The organism is Sphaerisporangium sp. NPDC051011 (genome assembly GCF_040653595.1).
Lineage (GTDB): Bacteria > Actinomycetota > Actinomycetes > Streptosporangiales > Streptosporangiaceae > Sphaerisporangium.
Genome location: NZ_JBFAGG010000012.1, coordinates 178,888 through 192,952 on the forward strand (window position 1 = coordinate 178,888; position 14,065 = coordinate 192,952).

12 protein-coding genes are annotated in these 14,065 nt (G+C 70.9%); 6 read left to right on the forward strand and 6 right to left on the reverse strand.

The window, feature by feature from the left end:
* Positions 1-103: 103 nt before the first annotated feature.
* Complete coding sequence (locus AB0H21_RS27120) at positions 104-793, forward strand: NAD(P)H-binding protein (protein ID WP_358521753.1); 690 nt, start codon at positions 104-106, stop codon at positions 791-793.
* A gap of 245 nt (positions 794-1,038) precedes the next feature.
* Here the strand turns inward: AB0H21_RS27120 and AB0H21_RS27125 are convergent, their stop codons facing one another.
* Positions 1,039-2,313 carry a M14 family metallopeptidase gene (locus AB0H21_RS27125; RefSeq protein ID WP_358521756.1) on the reverse strand — a complete coding sequence of 425 codons (1,275 nt, stop codon included), beginning with the start codon at positions 2,311-2,313 and terminating at the stop codon, positions 1,039-1,041.
* Between the two features lie 247 nt (positions 2,314-2,560).
* On the opposite strand from AB0H21_RS27125, the gene mihF reads away from it, so the two are divergent.
* Positions 2,561-2,869 (forward strand): integration host factor, actinobacterial type, encoded by a 309-nt coding sequence (gene mihF, locus AB0H21_RS27130; protein ID WP_358521758.1) that lies wholly within the window; start codon positions 2,561-2,563, stop codon positions 2,867-2,869.
* Between the two features lie 108 nt (positions 2,870-2,977).
* The gene (locus AB0H21_RS27135) at positions 2,978-3,268 is read left to right on the forward strand and encodes a hypothetical protein (protein ID WP_358521760.1); all 291 of its coding nucleotides are present in this window, start codon (positions 2,978-2,980) and stop codon (positions 3,266-3,268) included.
* Positions 3,269-3,361: 93 nt separating this feature from the next.
* Here the strand turns inward: AB0H21_RS27135 and AB0H21_RS27140 are convergent, their stop codons facing one another.
* From AB0H21_RS27140 to AB0H21_RS27150, 3 genes are all read right to left on the reverse strand, one after another.
* Positions 3,362-4,195 carry a hypothetical protein gene (locus AB0H21_RS27140; RefSeq protein WP_358521762.1) on the reverse strand — a complete coding sequence of 278 codons (834 nt, stop codon included), beginning with the start codon at positions 4,193-4,195 and terminating at the stop codon, positions 3,362-3,364.
* A gap of 165 nt (positions 4,196-4,360) precedes the next feature.
* A complete protein-coding gene (locus AB0H21_RS27145; protein WP_358521764.1) occupies positions 4,361-5,323 on the reverse strand; it encodes a hypothetical protein in 963 nt (320 codons plus the stop codon).
* A gap of 126 nt (positions 5,324-5,449) precedes the next feature.
* Positions 5,450-7,294 carry a long-chain fatty acid--CoA ligase gene (locus tag AB0H21_RS27150; protein ID WP_358522030.1) on the reverse strand — a complete coding sequence of 615 codons (1,845 nt, stop codon included), beginning with the start codon at positions 7,292-7,294 and terminating at the stop codon, positions 5,450-5,452.
* Positions 7,295-7,628: 334 nt separating this feature from the next.
* On the opposite strand from AB0H21_RS27150, the gene AB0H21_RS27155 reads away from it, so the two are divergent.
* Positions 7,629-9,110 (forward strand): oligopeptide:H+ symporter, encoded by a 1,482-nt coding sequence (locus AB0H21_RS27155; protein WP_358521767.1) that lies wholly within the window; start codon positions 7,629-7,631, stop codon positions 9,108-9,110.
* Between the two features lie 17 nt (positions 9,111-9,127).
* On the opposite strand, the gene AB0H21_RS27160 is transcribed toward AB0H21_RS27155, so the two are convergent.
* Positions 9,128-10,570, reverse strand: a complete 1,443-nt coding sequence (locus AB0H21_RS27160) for a PLP-dependent aminotransferase family protein (protein WP_358521770.1) — start codon at positions 10,568-10,570, stop codon at positions 9,128-9,130.
* Positions 10,571-10,634: 64 nt separating this feature from the next.
* On the opposite strand from AB0H21_RS27160, the gene AB0H21_RS27165 reads away from it, so the two are divergent.
* Positions 10,635-11,261 (forward strand): hypothetical protein, encoded by a 627-nt coding sequence (locus AB0H21_RS27165; protein WP_358521773.1) that lies wholly within the window; start codon positions 10,635-10,637, stop codon positions 11,259-11,261.
* A 46-nt stretch (positions 11,262-11,307) separates the two neighbouring features.
* Complete coding sequence (locus AB0H21_RS27170; RefSeq protein ID WP_358521776.1) at positions 11,308-13,116, forward strand: glycoside hydrolase family 15 protein; 1,809 nt, start codon at positions 11,308-11,310, stop codon at positions 13,114-13,116.
* Between the two features lie 28 nt (positions 13,117-13,144).
* Here the strand turns inward: AB0H21_RS27170 and AB0H21_RS27175 are convergent, their stop codons facing one another.
* Positions 13,145-14,050 carry a hypothetical protein gene (locus AB0H21_RS27175; RefSeq protein WP_358521778.1) on the reverse strand — a complete coding sequence of 302 codons (906 nt, stop codon included), beginning with the start codon at positions 14,048-14,050 and terminating at the stop codon, positions 13,145-13,147.
* Positions 14,051-14,065 lie beyond the last annotated feature (15 nt).

A 14,065-nucleotide genomic window follows, 5' to 3' on the forward strand; every position in this document is an offset into this window, starting at 1 on the left:
TGCACGCGCGCACCTCGGCGGCCGGCCCGCGTCCGCACGCACAGCGAAGCCTTGCACCATCCGCGACCACAGGCCCCGTTAGATCGCGAGAGGTAGGAAAGCCATGGACGTCTTCATCATCGGCATCACCGGACGAATCGGCCGCCTCCTTGCCGGCAAGCTTCGCGACCGTGGCGACACGGTCAGCGGACTCGTTCGACGAAGTCGCGACGAAGCAGACTTCGCCGCGAGCGGCATCCGGACTTCTCTCGGCGACGTGAGCGTCATGACCCCGCAGGAACTCGCCACCGCCGCCGAAGGCGCCGACGTGATCGTCTACACCGCCGGGTCGAACGGCGGCGCGCGACACGTGACGGAAGCGATCGACCGGGACGGAGTCGCCAAGGCCGCTGAAGCGGCGCACCTGGCCGGCGTGCGCCGCTTCACACTCGTGTCCGTCTTCCCGGAAGCATGGCGTGAACGCGACCTCCCCGAGGACGAGGAATACTACTTCGCGGCCAAGAAGGAAGCAGAAGTCTCGCTCACCCATAGCGACCTGGACTGGCTCATCCTCCGCCCTTCCCTCCTTACCGATGAGCCCGGAACCGGACGCATCGCGATCGGCCCAGCCGAACTCCACGAGCAGATCAGCCGACACGACGTCGCGACCGCCCTGACGCTCATCCTTCACGAACCGCGTATCAGCAGACAGATCCTCGAACTGAACGAGGGAGGCAGTCCCATCGAGACGGCGGTGGCTCGATGCATTCGCTCGCCGGCTCGCCGAACCAAGAGCGGCGGTTCCGAGCCGTGAGCGCCAGGCAGCCACCCGCGACAGCTCGCTGAACGTTCGGAACCGCAAACCAGATCGGATACGTCGGGTTCATCGTGGAGCCTGGCGGTCGCCTCACTCGTTCCGTCGTCCGTCTCGTTCTCCTGAGCCTTCCGGCGCACCAGCGCGTGCGGCCGCCGCCTTTTGGGCGGCGGCCGCGCGCGTTCTAGATCTGTGTGACGAGTGGCGGCTGTCCCAGAGCCACCCGATCACCTACTGCCGACGTCCTAGCAGTACTGGGCCTGCTTGCCGATGATGCGGTAGGGGCAGTCGGAGTACTCCAGGAGGCGCAGGACGGCCTCCTTGTTGCGGGTGGTCTGCGGGACGATCTGCTCGTCGGGCGGGTAGAAGCCCGGCGAGGAGCTCTTCGGGTACATCTCGAAGGTGTAGGTGAAGATCTTGTAGTTGCCCCACAGCCAGTCGTTGATGTCACCGTCGGTGATGTAGAGGTCGCTGGCCTGCTGCGGGGTGTAGCCGTTGGTGCTCGCCATGTTCTGGCCGAGCGCGGCGAGCGCGTCGTGGTCGTCCTGCGTCAGGCCGGCCGCCGTGTCGGCGTAGGTGTAGCCGTACGGCCACAGCACCAGCTCGGAGTAGGTGTGCCAGTCGATGTTCGTCTTGATCTGCTGGACGCCGCCGACGACCCGGCTGCGGACGAAGTCGGCGACGGCCTTGACCTCGGGGGCCGACTCGGCGGCGGTGCCGCGGTAGGTGTCGCTGGAGGGCGTGGGCGAGGAGCCGTTGCAGCAGCCCCAGCGGTAGGCCCAGTTGCGGTTCAGGTCGGTGCCGACGGCGGAGGAGCCGGAGTTCGGCTGCCGGTTCTTGCGCCAGGAGCGGTAGGAGCCGGTGGCGATGTCGTACTCGCCGCCGTCGGGGTTGAGGTCGGGCAGGATCCAGATCTCGCGCGTGTTGACGAGGTTGGTGATCCTGCTGTCGGTGCCGTAGCTGCTCGTGAACAGGTTGAGCAGGTAGATCGCCATCTCGACCGTCAGGTGCTCACGGGCGTGCTGGTGGGCGGTGAACAGCACCTCCGGCTCGTTCTCGTCGGTGCCGACGTTGTCGCTGATCTTGATCGCCATCAGGTCGCGGCCGCCGTAGGACGTGCCGATGCTGATCTTCCTGGCGATGGACGGGTAGCTCGCGACCACCTGGTTCACCAGCGCGGTCAGCTCGGCGTAGTTGTGGTACCCGGAGTCGGCCGGCGGGAAGTCCTGCGGGCGGGGCAGCACCGGGGACAACGGCCGCGGGAGCCGTTTCACCGTGAATCCCAGGCCTTCGACCGCGCCGATCTCGGCCGCCGTGGCGGTGACCACGACCGAGTTCGCGGCCACCTCGTCGATGGCGGCGCCGGTCTGGGCGATGGCGGTCCGCTGCTGGGCCGTGCTCGGCCCCTGTACCAGGTACTGGTAGTTGGCAGGCGGCTCCGCCGCGGCTCCGACCCCGGTGATGCCGCTGGTCAGCAGCAGTGCCAGGATCGCGAACCCGACGAACAGACGTCGTCTCACCTGTTCCTCCCTCAGGCGCGCATCGGAGGGTTTATCGCGCGCCTTCACCGAGAGTCAGGCCAGCGGTCCGAAGTTTAAAGGCCCAAATTTCACGACTTGTACGACATGGCGGGCGGGTGCGAATCCAGCGCGATCGGGCGATCACCAGGGGAACCCATGATTAACGCGCGATGTGGGGGTAACACACCCCCGACCACAGCAACGGCCGGTCAGACGGCCCAGGACACGAACCACCTAGGAGACCCCTATGGCCCTCCCCGTCCTCACCCCCGAGCAGCGTCAGGCCGCCCTCGTCAAGGCCACCGAGGCCCGTCAGGCGCGCGCCGCGCTCCTCACCCGCCTGAAGAACGGAGACCTCACCCTCGCCCAGCTCTTCGAGCGCGACGACGACACCGCCAAGAAGATCAAGGTTTCGCAGGCGCTGCGCGCGCTGTCCGGAATCGGCCCGACCAAGGCCGCGGCGCTCATGGAACGCGCGGGCGTGGACGAGAAGCGGCGCATCGGCGGCCTCGGCGTGCAGCAGCGCCGCAAGCTCGTCGAAGCCGTCTCCCCCTGACGCCCGCGCGGCCGGGTTTCCGCCCGGCCTCCGACAGGGGGCGTTCACCTCAAGGTCGCCAGCGCATAGTCTCCACATGACGAACATCGCTGCGGGAGGCGACCACCTTTGAGCAAGCTCACCGACGACGAGCGCGGGGACCTGGCCGACATCCTCGCCAGCCCCGAGCTGAACCACCCACGCGTGCACGCCGACCGCGAGGTGGGGCAGCAGCTCGCGGACTTCTTCCGCAGGGACATGCCCGACGTGGACGAAGTGGTGATCGGCCGCGTGTTCCTGCGCGCGGCGGTCACGATGACGCAGCTCGGCGACGCGGGGATGCCCGTCGACCAGATCGCGAACATCTTCACGCTGAGCGCCCTCGACCTGACCGCGCTGGAACTCGCGCGAGAGTCGTAGACCGGGCGGGCGCCGCGAAGGCCCGGAGACGCCGGAACGCCTGGCCCCGCGCGTGGCGGGGACCAGGCGTCCCGTTCGTTCGGACCTACGGGCTCAGCGGACGACCTTCACGTAGTCGCTCGCCGACGACCCGTACAGGCCGCGCGTGCCCTTGAACACGACCTTCCACGTCCCTGACCAGTAGGCCGGGATCTTGGTGTAGAAGGTTCCGTCCGGGTTGGTCTCGATCGTGTCGACGTACTGCCACTTGCCACCGCGGGCCGGGTGGAAGTACACGTTGATCTTCTGCCAGCCGAGCCAGCGCCAGTTGCTCCAGCGGTAGTCGTCGCGGCAGCGGTCGCCGCCCACGACGAAGACGTCGCCGTCCCACCACCAGTCGTTGTGGCACCGCGCCGCCGAGAGCGTGCCCTCGAGGGTCAGCTTGCGGCCCTTCTTGACGGGGTTAGGGCTCGCGTCGAACCCTTCGATCCGCGTCGCGCGGGGGCCGCTGTACGGCGGCTTCGCCCTGTCGTGCTTGACGTAGAAGTACGCCTTGGCCTTCGCGACCTTGCCGTCCTTGCCCGTCGCCTCGACGTAGACGACCCAGTTCCCGTCCGGATCGTGCCGGTCGAGAACAATGGTCTTCTCCCACGTCTTCCATTCGCCGGAGGACGACTTCGCGGCCCCGGCGCAGGGGTTGCAGTAGGACTGCCCGCCCCGTCCCGTCGGCTCGAAGTCGAACTTCACGTCCTCGGCGTTCACGACCTGGACCGTGGCCGTGACCGCGACGTCATCGCCTCCACGGATGACCACCGGGTCGGGAGTCACCTTGATGGATTCGATGCTCACCGCGTCGCCCGGCGCTGTGTCGGCCAGCGCCGGCGCCGCCACCGTGAGCGCGGAGGCGCCCATGGCGGCCGCTACCAGTGCGGTAGCGATGCGTTTCATCATTGTTGGAACTTCCTCTCCCCGTAGAGAAAGGCATCCCAGGTGGGGGTGTGCCTACGTCATAGACGCTTTCAGGGGAGGAAAAGTTGCCAGATAATCTCCAGGAAATTATTACAAAATGGACACCTCACCATAACAGCACACCACTAAGTGCGGCCTTTTGTCCTATTTTCTTGACATCTGTCGCGAAATGGTGGCACTACTGGCGTAATGCGGTGTTCCTGGGTAAATAGCCCGCCATACGCCGTGTGCCCGTCTCACTCGCCGCGAGAAACGCCCCTCGCGATTCGTGCGCGCTTCGGCGACGGTCCGCCACGTCTTCCCGCGGTGGCTCCTGAACCGCAGCGTGACGCGCTGCCCCGGGAACGACCAGTAGTCGAACCTGCCCGCCGGGTCGACCCGCATCAGCGTGCCCGACACCCGCGCCAGCCACGGGCGCTTGCGCACCGGGGTGACCCGCACCCCCGTGAGGACGGTCGCCTTCTTGAACAGGAAGGACGAGGACGCCGTCGACCGCGCCCCCCTCGCGTTCCTGGCGGTGGCGACGACCCGCCACCGGCCAGAGGGGTACCAGCGGGTGAGCCCCACCGGCGGACCGAACCGCCACATCTCCCATCGCCCGGCGGCCCCGGGCGCCGGAACACGAACGCCGCCCTCCCCCACACCCGCCCTCGCCGGCAGGCTCCGCCCCGCCATGCCATGACGCTTCCCGGCGACGGGACGCTTCCGGGCCGCGCGACGCTTCCCGGCGGCCGAGTGCTTCCGGACGGCGGGGCGCTTCGCCGTGGCGCGGCGCCGCGCGGGCTCCAGGCGCAGGGTCACCCCGTCCTTCCCCGAGGCTCCCTTGGCCACCACCTCGACGACCAGGCGCACCGCTCCCCGGGGCCGGGCCACCGGGCTCTTCGGGCGGACCCTCACCGACCGGATGACCGGCCGCTCCGGCCGCCGGGACGCCCCCGACGGGACCGGCGGCGCCGCCGGCACGGGCGAGACCGCCGGCGATCCGGGACGGGAGGACGGCGGGGGCGCGTGGACGTCCGTCCCGGCGAGGGACGCGGGCGCCTCGGCCAGGACCGTGAGCGCGACCAGCCCCGCCGCGGACGTGGTGAGCATTCGTCTCAAGGTCATGCGGTGGAGGCTAGGCAGCGACCGGTAAACGACCGGAGCCCGACACGCGCCCGCTCCGGTAAAACACCCGCCCGGCGTCCCGGGGCCGCCGTCCGGGAGGGACGGCGGCCGCGCGGGCGGGCGGGCTCAGCCCTTGTACATCGCGTCGATGGCCTCGGCGTACTTGGCGTGGATGACCCGGCGCTTGAGCTTGAGGCTCGGCGTGAGCTCCGCGGTCTCCGTGGTCCACTCCACGGGCAGCAGGCGCCACTTCTTGACCTGCTGGACGCGGGCGAGTTTCTCGTTGGCCACGGCGATGGCCGCCTCGACCTCCTTGAGCACGTCGGGGTGCTCGGCGAGGTCCGCCAGGGTGGTGAACTCGACGCCCCGCCCGCGCGCCCAGACCGGGGCGACCTCGCCGTCCAGGGTGAGGATCGCGACGACGTACGGCTTGCGGTCGCCGTAGGCGAGGGCCTGGCCGATCAGCGGGTGTTCCTTGAGGTAGTTCTCGGTGTTGGCCGGGGAGATGTTCTCGCCTCCCGCGGTGATGATCAGCTCCTTCTTGCGGTCGAGGATGCGGACGAAGCCGTCCTCGTCGATGGAGCCGACGTCGCCGGTGTGCAGCCAGCCGTCCTCGTCGACGAGCTCGGCGGTGGCCTCCGGCCGGTTGAGGTAGCCCGCGGTGTTGGCGGGACTGCGCGTGATGATCTCGCCGTCCTCGGCGATGCGGACCTCGATGCCGGGGCCGGGGCGGCCGACCGCGCCGAGCTTGAACTCCGCGTCGCTGTTGGCGGTGAACGCGCCGCTGGTCTCGGTCATGCCGTAGACGTCGAGCACCTTGAGGCCGAGACCGGCGAAGAAGCGCTGCACCTCCAGCGGCATCGGCGCGGCGGCGGTGGCGAGCCAGCGGGCGTTCTCGAAGCCGATCATGGCGCGGATGATCGACAGCAGGGCGGCGTCGGCCCGCTCGTAGGCGGCGGTGACCTCGGGGCTCGGCGTGCGGCCGTACTGCGTGGCCTCGATGTAGGCGAGCCCGGCGGCCATGGCGGCGCGGACCTGCTCCTGCTGCTCCGCGGGCTGGGTGGCGAGCAGCGCCTGCAGGCGGGCGTTCATCTTCTCCCAGACCCGGGGCACGCCGAAGAACAGCATCGGCTTGACCTGGCCGAGGACGGTGGCGAGCTGCGCCAGGTCGGTGCAGAAGTGGATGTGGGAGACCTTGAACAGCGGCAGGTACAGGCTGAGCACGCGCTCGGCGATGTGGGCGTAGGTGAGATAGGAGATCTGCGCGCCGCGCTCGGGCACGCCCGTCACGCGGTCGGTGGCCACGACCTCGTAGAAGATGTTGGTGTGGGTGAGGGGCACGCCCTTGGGGTTGCCGGTGGTGCCGGAGGTGTAGAGCACGCTGAGCACGTCCTCGGCGGTGACGGCGTCCGCGCGCGCCTCCGCGGCGGCGGGGTCTTCGGCCAGGGCGCGCTCGCCGAGGGCGAGGAAGTCGTCCCAGCTCATGAACGGCTCGCCCTCGGGGGCGTCCTCCAGGAGGATGACCTTGAGCACGTCCGGGAGCTCGCCGAGGATCGGCCGCCAGCGGTCGAGGTCGGCGGCGCCGCCGAGGACGACGATCCTGGCGCCGACGTCCTTGGCGACGAAGGCGACCTGTTCGGGGGCGAAGGTCGAGTAGACCGAGCAGGCCCTGCCGCCGGCGTGGACGGCGCCGAGGTCGGCGAGCACGTGCTCGCTGCGGTTGACCATCATGAGCGCCACGGCCTCGCCGGGGCCGAGGCCGAGGGCGGCGAACCCGGCGGCGATGGCCAGCACGCGGTGGCGGGCCTCGCCGTAGGTCAGCGTGGTCCAGCCGCCGCCGTCGGCGGGGTCGGAGTAGGCCGGCGCGTCGGGGAAGCGCTCGGCCGTGAGTTTGAGCTGTCGGCAGATGGTGTGCCCGGCGATCTCCGACTCGATCTCGGAACGTTCCGCCAGGACTCGGGGGTCGGCCATGTCGCGCCTCCAGAGAATGCCCATGAGCACGGGTGGCATGCATCGCACCACAGGGCGTTCACGGCAGACAAGTCCCCGTAAGCGAGAAGAAACGCGGCGTTGCCCGTGCCGTCACACGAGAGCGGCGGGCATGATCACCCAGAGTGATCGGATGCCGGTCGAGACCGATCGGATCACGGACGGCAAGCGGGCATATTTGTATAGTTAGCACTTTTTCGGATATTCAGGACATTCGGTGCATCTGGTCGGATACCTTCCGGGGTCCGTCCGGGCACGCGATCACCCGGTCCACGGGGGGACCGGGGACACCTGAGCGGAACGGGGGCGTACCGGCATGTCCGTAGAGGCCGGCCAGCGCGCGGAGGAAAAGACGATCTTCGGTCATCCACGCGGCATCATCACGCTGTTCATGACCGAGATGTGGGAGCGCTTCAGCTTCTACGGGCTGCGCGCGATCCTGTTCTTCTTCCTCGTCGCCACCGTGGCCGGCGGCGGGCTCGGCCTGCCCAAGACCACCGCGACGGCCGTGGTGGGCGTCTACGGCGCGCTGGTGTACCTGCTCGCGCTGCCCGGCGGCTGGATCGCCGACCGGGTGCTCGGCGCGCGCAGGGCGGTGCTCGCCGGCGGCTCGGTCATCATGCTCGGGCACATCTGCATGGCCGTCCCGATCGAGGGCTCCACGCTGGTGTGGCTCGGCCTCGCCCTGATCGTCGCCGGGACCGGGCTGCTCAAGCCCAACATCTCGACGATGGTCGGCCGGCTCTACCCCGAGGGCGACAACGCGCGGCGCGACGCGGGCTTCTCCATCTTCTACCTGGGCATCAACCTCGGCGCGTTCGCCGCGCCCTACGTCGTCAGCAACCTGGACGAACGCTGGCACCTCGGCTTCGGCGCCGCCGCCGTGGGCATGGCGTTCGGCCTCGCCCAGTACGTGATCGGCGGCCGGCACCTGCGCGGCGTCGGCGACGAGCCGGGGCACCGCCTCACCCCCGAGGAGGGCCGCCGCTTCGGCGCCCTCGCCGTGACCGGCCTCGCCACCGCGGCCCTCGCGATCGGCCTGTGGGCGATATCCGGCACGCTCACCGTCGACCGGTTCACGGTCGCCCTCACCGTGCTCACGATCCTGATCCCGGTCGGCTACTTCGCCTACATCCTGCTCGGCAGCCACAACCTCACCTCCGGCGAGCGGTCGAAGATGAAGGCGTACATCTGGCTGTTCGCCGCCGCCGCGGTCTTCTGGATGATCTACGATCTGGCGCCGACCGTGCTCAACGACTTCGCCGCGACCAGGACCGACCTCAGCCTGTTCGGCCACTCCATCACGGCCGCCACCACGCAGTCGTTCAACCCGCTGCTCATCCTGATCTTCGTGCCGATCTTCGCGGGCCTGTGGGTGCGGCTCGGCGACCGCGTGGGGGCGGCGCAGAAGTTCGCCGCCGGGCTGTTCATGATCGGCGTGAGCTTCGTGGTGATGGCCTTCGCGGCCCACCTGGCGCAGTTCGGGAAGATCTCGGTGTGGTGGCTGTTCCTGGTGTACCTGATCCAGGTGTTCGGCGAGCTGTCGCTCAGCCCCGTGGGCCTGTCGGTGACCACCGAGCTGGCCCCGCACGCGTTCCGCAGCCAGATGCTCGGCGTCTGGTTCCTGTCGTTCGCCGTCGGCGACGCGATCGGGGGCCAGACGGCGCGGCTGCTCCAGTACATGTCCCAGCCCGCCTACTTCGCCACGCTGGCCGCCATCGCCGTGATCGCCGCGGTGGTGCTGCTGGGGTTCTCCCACCGGCTGCGCGTGCTGATGGGCGAGGTCCGAGCCTCGTAGCCCCCACAGCGTAGCCCTCACAGCGTGGGCGTCAGCGGGGCGGCCGGCGACGGGCAGGGGACGGCGCCCGCGCCGAGGGCCCGCGCCGCGGCCAGGCGGCGGGCCGCGCCGGCGAGCGGCCCCGGCGGCAGGGTGTACGGGAGGCGCAGGTAGCGCTCCAGCGTGCCGTCCACGCCGAACCACGGGCCCGGGGCGAGCCGGATGCCGTGCAGCGCGGCGGCGTCGGCCAGGGGCGTGGCCACGGGGGCGTCCAGCCGCACCCACAGCGACGCGCCGCCCGCAGGCGGCCTGAAGCGCCACTCGGGGACCTCCGCCCGCAGGACCTCGGCCAGGGCCGCGCGCGAGGCGCGCAGGGTACGGCGGCGCTCGGCCCTCGTCTCCTCGATGCGCTCGAACAGGTGGGTCACGACGAGCTGCTCGAACAGCGGGGCGGCGATGTCCACCGAGGCGCGCGTCACCGCCAGGCGGCGCACCAGCGCGGCCGTGCCGCGGATCCAGCCGATCCGCAGGCCGCCCCACCACAGCTTGGACGCCGACCCGATGCTGATCACGCGGCCGTCGGTGTCGAAGGCCGCCGCCGGGGAGGTGTGCGGCACCTCGTCGATCGCCATCTCCGCCCAGCTCTCGTCCACCATCAGCGTCGCGTCGTACCGGCGCGCCGCCCCGGCCAGCGCCGCGCGGTCGGCGTCGGGCATCAGCAGGCCGGTCGGGTTCTGGAAGTCGGGGATGACGTAGGCCAGGCGGGCCGATGACTGGCGGATGGCCGAGGTCACGAGGTCCATGCTCAGGCCGTCGTCCTGCACGCCGACGGGGACCAGACGGGCGCCCCGGTTGCGGGCCGCGTCCAGCGCGTGCGGGTAGGTCGGCGACTCGACCAGGACGGGGTCGCCGGGCCCGGCCAGCAGCGCCATCACCAGGTGGATGCCGTGCTGCGCCCCGAGGGTGACGAGGATCTGGTCGGGCCGGGTGGCCAGGCCCCGGGCGATGTACCGGGCGGCGATGGCCTCGCGCAGCGGCCGGATGCCCATCGGGTCGTAGCCGCTGCCGAGGGCGTAGCGCGGGTAGGCGTCGGTGGCTGCGGCGATGGCCTCGGGGAGCAGGGCGGTGGCGGCCGGGGCCGCGGAGTGCAGTGGCAGCAGGCCGTCGTCGTCGGAGGCCATCCAGGGGTTCTCGGCGCCGAGCGCGCCGGGGTCGGGCAGCGCCGTCCAGCTTCCCGCGCCCTGGCGGCTCTCCAGGTAGCCCTGCTCGCGCAGCCGGTCGTAGGCGGCGGTGACGGTGGTGCGGCTGACGCCGAGCGCCTCGGCCAGGTGGCGCTCGGCGGGCATGCGCACCCGGGTGGGCAGGCGCCCGTCGAGCATCAGCGTGCGGACGGCCCGTGCCAGGGCCTGGTAGTACGGCCGGGCGCCGCCGGGCAGGTCGACCAGTCTGGCCAGTTGTGGCCCGCTCAGATAGCGCTCCATAAGGCCACTTTCTCCGATTGGCCCTTTATGAGCAAGCCAATCGGCGCGGACCATTACCAGCATTATGAGCGAACTCTCCCTCCCTCACCTGGGCTCGCTGCCCAACCGCCTGCTCCGCCTGTACGCCGGGCTGGCCCTCTACGGCGCCGGGATCGGCCTGCAGGTCGAGTCCGGGCTCGGCAACGGTCCGTGGGACGTCTTCCACCAGGGCCTGTCCGTGAGGACCGGCTGGTCGATCGGGACCTGGATCATCCTCGTCGGCGCGATCGTGATGGTCTTCTGGATCCCGCTGCGGCAGCGGCCGGGCATCGGGACCGTCAGCAACATCGTCTTCGTCGGCCTGTTCGCCGACCTGACCCTGTGGCTGGCCCCCACCCCGGACCTTGTGCTCGTGCGCTGGGCGTACCTGCCGGCCGCCGTCGTGTGCGTCGCCGCCGCCACCGGGCTGTACATCGGCGCCGGCATGGGCCCCGGCCCCCGCGACGGGCTGATGACCGGCCTGCACCGGCTCGGGCTGTCGATCCGCGCCGCGCGCACGATCATCGAGCTCACCGTGCTCGCGGCCGGCTGGCTGCTCGGCGGGACGGTCGGCGTCGGGACCATCGTGTTCGCGGTGACGATCGGCCCGCTCACGCAGTTCTTCATGCCCCGGATGCGCCCCCGGCCGCGGCCTGAACCCGGCGCCGCCTGAGAAACCGCGACGCGCGCCCGCCCCCCGCGCGTACTAGCGTGACGACATGCGGATCGAGGACTACGCCATCATCGGCGACATGCAGTCGGCGGCCCTCGTCGGACGGGACGGCTCGGTCGACTGGCTGTGCCTGCCCCGTTTCGACTCCCCCGCGTGCTTCTCCTCCCTGCTAGGCGACGAAGGCAACGGGCACTGGTGGATAGGCCCGGCGGGCACGCGGCGCCGGCTCAGCACACGCCGGCGCTACCGCCACAACACGCTGATCCTCGAGACCGAGTGGGACACCGAGGGCGGCACGGTCCGCGTGACCGACTTCATGCCGCCCCGGCAGGCCAACCCCGACCTGGTGCGGATCGTCGAGTGCCTGACGGGCACCGTCGAGATGGCCACGCAGATCCGCATCCGCTTCGACTACGGGCGCATCGTCCCGTGGGTGCGCCGCAGCGACGGCCTGCTCCAGGCCATCGGCGGCCCCGACTCGGCCTGGCTGCACTCGCCGGTGCCGCTGCAGGGCGGCGACTACGCCCACCGGGCGACGTTCCGCATGTCGGCGGGCGACCGGCTGCCGTTCGTGTTCACCTGGCACCCCTCCCACTCCCCCAAGCCGCAGGACATCGACCCGATCGCCGAGCTCGCCGAGACCGAGGCGATCTGGACCGAGTGGGCGTCCCAGTGGGACCCGGGCACCGAGACCCGCTGGCACGACGCGGTGATCCGCTCGCTGATCACCCTCAAGGCGCTGACCTACGCCCCCACCGGCGGCATCGTCGCCGCGCCGACCACATCCCTGCCCGAGGACCTCGGCGGCGTCCGCAACTGGGACTACCGCTACTGCTGGCTGCGCGACGCCACCATGACGCTCGACGCGCTGATCTACGCGGGCTACGTCGAGGAGGCCCGCGACTGGCGCGAGTGGCTGCTGCGCGCCATCGCCGGGCGCCCCCAGGACCTGCAGATCATGTACGGCGTCGCGGGCGAGCGGCGGCTCCCGGAGATGGAGCTGCCCTGGCTGGAGGGCTACGAGGAGTCCCGGCCGGTGCGCATCGGCAACGCCGCCGTCGACCAGCTCCAGCTCGACGTCTACGGCGAGGTGATCAACTGCCTCTACGTGTCCCGGGCGTCGGGGCTGCCCGCCATATCGCGCACGTGGGCCATCCAGCGGACGCTGATGGACTTCCTGGAGTCCCACTGGGACGAGCCGGACGAGGGCCTCTGGGAGGTGCGGGGGCCGAGGCGGCACTTCGTCCACTCCAAGGTCATGGCGTGGGTCGCCGCCGACCGGTCGATCCGGCAGATCGAGCGGTTCGGCCAGACCGGGCCCGCCGACCGCTGGCGCGCGCTGCGCGAGCGCATCCACTCCGAGGTCATGGAGAAGGGCTTCGACTCCGACCGCAACACCTTCACCCAGTCGTACGGCTCCCGGGAGCTGGACGCCTCGCTGCTGCTGATCCCGCAGACCGGGTTCCTGCCCGCCCGCGACCCCCGCGTGATCGGCACCATCGAGGCCGTCGAGCGCGAGCTGATGTCGGAGGGCTTCGTGCTGCGCTACCCGCTGGCCCAGCGCAACTCCGTGGACGGCATCACCGGCGGGGAGGGCGCGTTCCTGGCGTGCAGCTTCTGGCTGGCCGAGGCGCGGGCCATGATCGGCAGGCGCCATGAGGCCGTCGAGCTGTTCGAGAGGCTGCTGTCCCTGCGCAACGACGTGGGGCTGCTGGCCGAAGAGTACGACCCCCGCTACGGGCGGCTGGTCGGCAACTTCCCGCAGGCGTTCAGCCACGTCCCGCTGATCCACGCCGCGCACACCCTGTCCCAGCCCGAGGGCGCCCCCTCCCGCCACCACGCCTACATCGGCTAGCTGGATCGACCAAACGGCCGGGCGGGGGTCAGCGACCCTTGGCGAGGTCGGCGAGCAGCCGGGCGAACTCGGGCGGCGGGGCGACGACCAGGCGGCGCAGGCCGTCCTGCTCCACCAGCTCGGCCTGGATCCGCGTCAGCCGGCCGTCCTTCCACCAATAGACGTGCGGGCTGAGACCGTCGTCGCGCGAGCGGTACTCCCGGTGGGCGAGCAGCCACAGGCGTTCGATGGCGCGCATCACCGACAGCCCGCCGATCGGGTGGACGATCATCTCGCCGGGGCGCGGCAGCGCGACCATCAGGCCGTCGGAGGACACGAGCAGGTAGTCCTCGATGCGGCGCAGGTGCACGGCGGCCCCGGAATGGGAGCCCGACATGACCCAGGCGGGCGTCCCGTCGAGGTCGACGCGCTCGGAGGTCAGCCTCTCGTCGGCGAGCACGTTGCCCGCCGCCAGGTCGAGCGCCTCGGCCGGGGTGATCGGCCAGCAGAACGCCTCCTCGGGGCGCACCGGGCGGCCGTAGACGGTGAGGACCTCCACCAGGTCCGAGCCGATGTGCCGGCCGATCAGCCGGGACGGGTCGTCCTCCAGGTCGTCGGCGAGGACGACGCGCGTGCGCAGCAGCGGCCGGACGCGGGGCAGGTCGCACACGTCGGGCATGTCGTCGGACCTGGCCACCGTGCGCGACAGGTGGCCGGCGACGAGCGTGGGCCAGTCCTCACGGGGACGGCGCCCTGCCTCGCGGCGCAGCCCGGTCAGGCGGACGGTGATCCGCCGGGGCCCGGACAGCATGAGGGCGGAGCCGTCGGGCGCGAACTCCCAGGCGTACCCCATGTCGTCGGCGACGAGCGCGAGCAGCGAGTCGAGATCCACGTCTTCGCTCGCGCGCCCCCGCGCGCCGCCCCGCCGGTCGCGGTACCGCCTGAACAAGCCCACACGAGGCTCCCAACT